The organism is Frankia sp. QA3 (assembly GCF_000262465.1).
Lineage (GTDB): Bacteria > Actinomycetota > Actinomycetes > Frankiales > Frankiaceae > Frankia.
In genome coordinates this window covers 3,978,133-3,985,330 of the sequence record NZ_CM001489.1, presented here as the reverse complement: position 1 = coordinate 3,985,330, position 7,198 = coordinate 3,978,133, and the positions used below count along the sequence as shown (strand labels likewise).

5 protein-coding genes are annotated in these 7,198 nt (G+C 73.6%); 4 read left to right on the top strand and 1 reads right to left on the bottom strand.

Going from position 1 to position 7,198, the window contains the following annotated elements:
• Positions 1-136 precede the first annotated feature (136 nt).
• Positions 137-880 (top strand): hypothetical protein, encoded by a 744-nt coding sequence (locus tag FRAQA3DRAFT_RS35155; RefSeq protein ID WP_157467416.1) that lies wholly within the window; start codon positions 137-139, stop codon positions 878-880.
• Positions 881-1,092: 212 nt separating this feature from the next.
• Here FRAQA3DRAFT_RS35155 and FRAQA3DRAFT_RS16230 read toward each other — a convergent pair whose 3' ends face one another.
• Complete coding sequence (locus tag FRAQA3DRAFT_RS16230; protein ID WP_009740127.1) at positions 1,093-1,755, bottom strand: hypothetical protein; 663 nt, start codon at positions 1,753-1,755, stop codon at positions 1,093-1,095.
• 423 nt (positions 1,756-2,178) lie between these two features.
• On the opposite strand from FRAQA3DRAFT_RS16230, the gene FRAQA3DRAFT_RS16225 reads away from it, so the two are divergent.
• The 3 genes from FRAQA3DRAFT_RS16225 to FRAQA3DRAFT_RS36115 form a co-directional block, all read left to right on the top strand.
• Positions 2,179-2,571 (top strand): co-chaperone GroES, encoded by a 393-nt coding sequence (locus FRAQA3DRAFT_RS16225; protein WP_035921053.1) that lies wholly within the window; start codon positions 2,179-2,181, stop codon positions 2,569-2,571.
• A gap of 436 nt (positions 2,572-3,007) precedes the next feature.
• A complete protein-coding gene (locus FRAQA3DRAFT_RS16220) occupies positions 3,008-3,307 on the top strand; it encodes a DUF4193 family protein (protein WP_009740125.1) in 300 nt (99 codons plus the stop codon).
• Between the two features lie 592 nt (positions 3,308-3,899).
• Positions 3,900-7,198: LuxR family transcriptional regulator (locus FRAQA3DRAFT_RS36115; protein ID WP_198286917.1), on the top strand; the 3,299-nt coding region annotated here is incomplete at its 3' end.

The window sequence follows — 7,198 nt, the reverse complement described above, 5'->3', positions numbered from 1 at the left end:
CGGCTGTGCCGCGACGTCCATCGGGGGACGGCGTCGGACCCGGCGGTGGGGTGTGACCGCGGTCTCGCCCGGCGTCCGGGTGCAGATCCGTACCGCGATCGTCGCGGCTGCGGCCGGCTAGAGTGCGGCCGTCCTGGTGCCGGCCGCCCGCGCTGTGATCGTCGGGCCGCCGGTCGTCGGGCCGCCGGTCGTCGAAGCGCGGGTCATCGAAGCGCTGGTCGTCGGGCCGTCGGTCGTCGAAGCTTCGGTCGTCGAAGCGCTGGTCGTCGGGCCGTCGGTCGTCGAAGCGCCGGTCGTCGGGCCGCCGGTCGTCGGGCCGCCGGTCGTCGGGCCGTCGGTCGTCGAAGCTTCGGTCGTCGAAGCGCCGGTTGTCGGGCCGTCGGTCGTCGAAGCTTCGGTCGTCGAAGCGCCGGTTGTCGAACCTCGGCTCGTCGAAGCGCTGGTCGTCGGCTCCGTGGTCGGTAAGGCCGCTTCCGCTGCGCTCGCGGTCGTCGTAGCCGCCGGGCGGCGCGGGAGGCGGGCGGCCGGTGTCGGGCGCGACGGTGTGGGTGGCCGCGAGGGCGCCGCTCTCGGCCCCGGGCTCGTCGTATTCCGGCTCGACCTCGCCGTCCCGGTTGCCGCCCCCGGCGTCCTGCGAGACACCGGTGATAGCGATGATCGAGGCGCATGGCCAGAGTCGGTCGCAGCTCAGGCAGAGGTCGAACTCGTTCGGCTGGTGCAGATCAATGAGCGTAAGCAGGGAATGGATGTGCTCAATGATCTTCGGACCGACCAGGACCGGCCCACGCGCGATGACGTCGAGCTCGGAGCGCAATCGCCCGTGATATTGCTCGACGTCGGCAAGGCGCGGATCGTCCATCACAGGCAGCATGCACCATAGCGGGCGAGAGGGTGCGAACGGCGTAGAACCATGGAGGGTGCCGTCACGGCTGACTTACGGTCCGCGTCCGATGGGCGGCACGTGGCGACGCTGACGGTCTTCTCCCCCTCACCTGCCGTGAGCGTGGCGACGGGCCACATGGCCAACGGGTGCGCGGTCGCGTCCCGCCCGGGGCCCGGGAATTGCGGCAGCGGGGCGGCGTTAATCGCTGATCAGGAGCGGTCCGGTCGGACCTCGTCGGTGCGACGGACCTGTCGCATCAGACCCTCCTGAAGGCGGGCGAATTCCTCGATGTAGGGACTTTCGACCTGCCCGGGGGCACCTACGGGCTCCTTGCCTGGCCCGGATCGGTCAAATGGCTCGAATCCCGCGAACTGACCGCTACCGTTCGGTGGCATCCGGTCAGGCTGACCGTCGAAGGCGGGGTAGTGGCCGCCGGACGCGGGCACGCCGCGATCGGCCGGCGCATCGTAACCGGGACCGTACGGCGGCAGGCCGCCCCCACCCGCTGCGGCGGCGCGGTCCTGGCCGTTGTCGAACGAGGGGTAATGGGTGCCGTTCGGGGCGGCGTTCCGTTCGGCGGAACCTCCGTCGTAGGCGAATCCCGAGCCGTTGGGAGTGGAGGTACCTGGGGCGATCGAGAGAGGGGCACCGCGCAGGCTGTCACCGGACGCGTCCGACTGCTCCGCGGACAGAAAGCCCTCGGAGGCCGGGTAGATGCGGGCGGAGAGGCTGACCGACATCGGGTCGCTGCCGTAGGTGATGACGTCGACCTGATCCTCCGCGCTGATCCCGCCGTTGCGGGCCAGATCGACGAAGCGGAACAGGTCGGCCCAGCGCAGACCATCGAGATCGACACTGATGCGCAATGCCATGGTGGTGCCCCATCCCTGAGGTTCGTTACGTGCCGACGGTTACCTGGGCGCCAACGGACGATCGAGAGGTGCCATGGCACGCCGCCCGTCAGCGCCAGCCCGGGCGGCGATGGGCGGCAGCTTATACCGCGTTGGGGGACCATTCCCCATCCGGGGAGGTTCGGTGGGCTCTGCTCCGATAGTGCGCGATGCCGGCAACGCCGATTGAGGCGTCATCTCGTTACCTCAGGTCAATCGGCAGCATGACGTAGATCTCGGGCCGGCGTGCGGTGACCGCGGGACAGAACGGCGGATGGCACCGGGCGGGAACGTCGAGGTCGGCGGTGACCATCCGCCGGGCGCGCACACGGTTCGGCGTCCGCGTACGCAAAGACCGTCCGGGGGGTGCCCCGAGCCTTGCGTGGGCGGGTAGTGTCCGACCCTGTGAGCATTGTGTCCGGCGGTGTCAACGGGGTCGGCGGCGTGGCTGGAGCGGACACGCAGTCGGGTGTCATGCAGGCCGGAGCGCTGCCGATCAGGCTTCTCCATGACCGGGTGCTCGTCGAGCCGCGGGAGGACGCCGTGGACCGGCGGTCCAAGGCCGGCATCGTCATCCCGCCGACCGCGCACATGGGCAAGCGGTTGTCCTGGGCCGACGTCGTCGCGGTCGGCACCGCGGTGCGGACCATCCAGGTCGGTGACCGGGTGCTGTTCGATCCTGAGGACCGCGCCGAGGTCGAGCTGCACTCGACCACCTACGTCCTGCTCCGGGAGCGGGATGTGCACGCCGTCGCGGCCGAGCGGCTGGACGACGGGCTCGCCGGTCTCTATCTCTGAGGGTGCCGCCCTCCTCCCGGGGGGTTCGTGCGCGCGCAGTCCATCGACCACCCGGTGCTGCCCCCGGGCCCGAGTGGTGTACGGTGCCGCATCGATCGGGATGCAGGCGATCCGCCCGGGTCGTGACGTCCGGCCGTGAATGTGGTGGGAGCGACACCGCGCAGACGGCCCCCTGTCTGGCCTGACGCGGTTGCGCCCCGTATCCTTCGCTCGGCTTTGGAGATCCGCGTTCCGGCCGGGACCCTTGGATGTGGCGGAGGCACCGGGAAATGCGGACATAGGGCACTGCATCCCCCATCCTTGGGGTCATTGCGTACCGTAGCCAACCGATGTCATGGGGTGCCGTATTGCATGGCCCCCCATGTTCGGCGGGAACCACTACCCGTGGGCTGGCATAGCCCATGGGTGAACGACGGCAGGGAAAGGAAGGAGACGCATGGCTCGTGACTTCGACGCTCGGCGAAGCACGGATGTCGAGGAGGACGAGCTCCAGGAGCAGAGCCTGGAGACGCTCAAGGCGCAGCGCGCGGGCGCTGCGGCGGACCTCGGGGACGACATGGACGCCCTCGAGGCCGAGCTGGACCTGCCCGACGCCGAGGTCCGCGACGAGGAACTGTCGCTGCGGGTGCTCCCTCGGCAGGCGGACGAGTTCACCTGCACCCAGTGCTTCCTGGTGCAGCATCGCAGCCAGCTCGCGGACCCGCGCCGCATCGTCTGCTCGGACTGCGCGGCCTGACGAGGCCGGGGGAACGGCGGCCGGCCCGATGCAACGCCAGTTGCGGCGGCCGGCCCGGTGGGCGTCATGACCGACGAGACGCCCCCGGTCGGTCCGCCGCCGCCCTCCCACGGGCCACCAGCACCACCAGCACCGCCAGCACCGCCAGCACCGGGCGAGGGCCGCGACGGGGATGACCCCGGCGGGGCGCGAACCTACGCCGGGCGGCGTGCCGCGACCGCGTTCGTGACCGTGGCCGCCGTCCTGCTCGTCCTGGTGCTCCCGACCCGCTCACCGGCCCCGAGGCGGGGCCCTGCGTGGGTCCGCCCCTCCTGCCGTGGTCGGCCTTTCCGGCTTGTCCTTCTTTCCAGCTCGGCGGGCCTGTTCGGCCGCTGCTGCGGTCGGGGATGTCGGCTTGGGGACGGCCGCGCGCGGCGAGTCATCCGGGCACGCCCGGCCTGCCCCGTCGCCCGGCCAGTGGCGGCGGCGCCGGTGGGCGGTAACAGGTTGCTCATGCGGCCGAGTAGCTGTACCACTACCGAGGGCAAACTTGCCGTGGGGGTGGTGTGGAATGCTCGACGAACAGTCACTGGTGCCCGGTTCGGATGGTGTCGTGCCCCATTCGGACGAGGCCGCGCCCGGTTCGGACGATCGCGACGCGCTCTGGCCCACCGCGGCCGGCCTGCCCCTGGTACGCAGCCATTTCGTCGTGCCGACACTTCCGCTCGGCTGTCTCGACCGGCCCCGTCTGCGCCAGATGCTCGACGAGGCTGTGACGCGACCGCTCACCGTGGTGCGTGCCCCGGCCGGGTGGGGTAAGACCACGCTGCTCGCCGGTTGGGCCGCAGCCCGGCCCGCGCGGCCACCGCTCGTCTGGATCCGCGTCGATCCGGCGGCGACGCCGTCGGCGCCCGGCGGGCCGAGCGTGCCGTTGTGGCCGCAGGTGCTGTACGGTCTCGGCCGCGCCGGCCTCATCCCGGCCGGTTCCGACCTCGCCCGCCTCGGCGCCGCCGCCGCGGCTCACCGGCTGCCCGACCACGGCTACCGGCAGCTCGCCAACCTGCTTGCCGATCTGCCGGCGCCGTTTGTGCTCGTCCTGGACGACGTCCACCTGCTCCGGCGGCGCCGTGACCTAGACGGGCTGGAACTCCTGGTCAACGAGGCCGGCGAGCGGGCCCGGACGATCCTGGCGGGTCGGGCGGTGCCGGTGGCGCTGCACCGGTTGCGCGCGGCCGGGCGGGTCACCGAGATCGACGCGGACGCACTGGCGTTCAGCCGGCCCGAGACCGCCGACCTCCTGCGGACGCAGGGGGTGCCCGCGACGGCGGGGCTGGTCAGCGGCCTGCTGCACGCCACCGAGGGATGGCCGGCCGGCCTGCGCCTGGCGGCGGGCACCGTAGGCCGCGGGGCGACGCCGCACCTCGGCGGCGCGCTCGACGGGGAGCTCGCAGGCGGATCCTCGCCGTGGGCATCGGCTGCGTTCGCGCCGGCGCCGGCGCCGGCCGGGGGACAGGCGATGGCGGCGGATCCGGATCCGCCGTCCGCCTCGCTGGCGGCGACGCCGGAGATCGCCGAGTTCCTGCGCGCCGAGCTGTTCGCCCGCCAGCCCCCGGCGGTCCACCGCTTCCTGCTGCGTACCAGCGTGCTGGAGTCGATGACCGGGCCGTTGGCCGACGCTGTGGTGGGAGAACCGGACCTCGTCGGCCCGGTGCCGGCCGCCCACGGTGACGCCGCCCACGGTGACGCCGCCCACGGTGACGCCAGGAGCGGCGGGGAGCTGCTCGCGGAGCTCGCGGAGCGGTACGAGTTCGTGGTCGCGCACCAGGACGGGAGCTGGTTCCGGTACCACCGGCTTTTCGCCGCGCTGCTGCGCTCGGACCTGACCCGGGACCGCACCGAGGACGTCGACGAGCTGCACCTGCGGGCGGCGCTGTGGTTCGCCGCGCACCGCCGACCGGCGGAGGCGGTGCGGCACGCGGCGCGGGCCGGCGACTGGTGGTACGCATCCTGCCTGCTCGTCGATGGCACCGGGATGGTGGACGCGCTGTCCGGCGCCGCGTTCCGCCTCGAGTCCATCCTCGCCGCGATGCCGGCGTCGTGGGCGTCGTGGGCGTCGGAATGCGCGATCGTCGCCGCGGTCGGGCATCTGCGCCACGGCCGGGTGACGAAGGCGACCCGGTGCCTGGAGACGGCGCGCGCGGCGATCGCGGATGCGGCCGTCTCCCGGCGTCGCTCGCTGTCCACCCAGGCCGATCTCGTCGAGTTGCGCCGGGCCGAGTTGGCCGGGGCAGGGGAGGAGATGCTGGGGGCGGCCCGCCGACTGCTGCGCTCAGGCCCGGAATCCGGCACCGGCCAGCGGCGGGGTTCCGGCCGGCGGGTGGGCGCGCCGTCCCGAGCCGGCGACCCCGCCCACGGCGACGGGCGAGTTGCCGGGCCGTCGCGGCGGGACGCCGATCGCAGTGGCCTGACGTCGTCCGCCTGCGGCGAACCGGCCCCGGCTGGCGCCGCGCGTGGCTGGCCGCAGCGGCCGAGTGGGACGTGGCCACTCGGTTCGCCCGGTCGGGACGACGATCGTCTCGGCGAGATCGTCACGGCGCTCGCCTGGTGCGGGCGGGGACGGGGAGAACTGTGGCTCGGTCGCGCCGAGCCCGCGGTGGACGCGCTGACCGAGGCGATCGAGGCGGCCCGGTTGGCGGGTGCCTGGATGGTCGAGATGTCTGCGGCCGGGGCGTTGGCGCTCGCGCATGCCCTACGGGGCCGGCTGCGGCTGGCCGAGTCGACGGCAGCGGCGGTGTTCGCCGCGGTCGGCGAGCTGAGTGCCGGCTCTGGCGAGGTGTTCCCGCCCGTCGCGACGACTAAGGGTGATGTGGATGTGACAATTGAGGACGCCTCGGAGGTGACTGCTGGGACCGTCGCGACGGACGGTGCTGCGACCGTCGCGAGTCTCCCCGGCATGGCTGGTGCAGTCGAGGCGCATCTCGCGATCGCGATGGTGGCCATCGCCCGTGCCGACGTGGGACGGGCGGTCGGGCATCTCCAGGCTGCCCGGGCCGGGCTGGGCCCTGGGCACCCACCGCATCTGCTCGATCTCATCGTGGTGCTGGATGCGCGGTCGCGGTGCCGGCGGGGCCGGCCGGACGACGTGCGCGCCGCCCGCCGCCTGCTCAGCGGGCGGGGGCGTCCGGCCGGTCCGCCGCTGTGCCTGTCGTTGTGGCAGGCCGTCGAGGTCGACCTGCTGCTCGCGGTCGGCAATGCCCAGGCTGCCCGGCAGGTGCTGGGTCATCCGGCCGACGGTCGCCGCCCGGACCACGTCCTCGCGCTGGCCGCGGCGCGGGCGGATCTCGCCTGCGCGGATCTGGACGCGGCCGAGAAGGCGGTGGCCGGCCTGCTGCGCGCCGATGGCGGCGGCGGTGGCCCGGTCGTCGCCGCGTGCGCGCTCGCGGCCGTCGCCGCCGCCCGCCGCGACGATCATGCGCGGGCGACCGGGCTGCTCGCACGTGCCCTGGCCCTCGCCGAGGACGAGGGGTTGGCCGGTCCGTTTCTCGATCTCGGCGACGAGCTGCTGGCGATGCTCGACGCGCATCCGGGGCTGGCCGCCGCCCATCCCGAGTTCGTGGACGCCCTGCGCGCCGCCGCCGCGGCCGCGCCGGTGGCAGGCGTGGCGGCGTGGCGGGCGGAGCCTGGCGACCGATCGGTCGGCGTGGCCACCGCGGTCGGCAGGGTTGGCGCGGTTGGCAGGGTCGGCGGGGTTGGCGCGGTTGGCAGGGTCGGCAGGGTTGGCAGGGTTGGCGGGGTCGGCGTGGCCACCGCGGTCGGCGGGGTGGGTGCGGTCGGCGCTGGGGTAATCGCGGGGGCTGCGCTCCCGGCGGGGCCCGGCGTCGACCCCCACCGGCTGCCCCCGGAGACGGGGAC

Bases quoted from the DNA above. Each gene is read 5' to 3' on its own strand.
- FRAQA3DRAFT_RS16230 (WP_009740127.1), bottom strand. From the start codon at position 1,755: ATGGCATTGCGCATCAGTGTCGATCTCGATGGTCTGCGCTGGGCCGAC.
- FRAQA3DRAFT_RS16220 (WP_009740125.1), top strand. From the start codon at position 3,008: ATGGCTCGTGACTTCGACGCTCGGCGAAGCACGGATGTCGAGGAGGAC.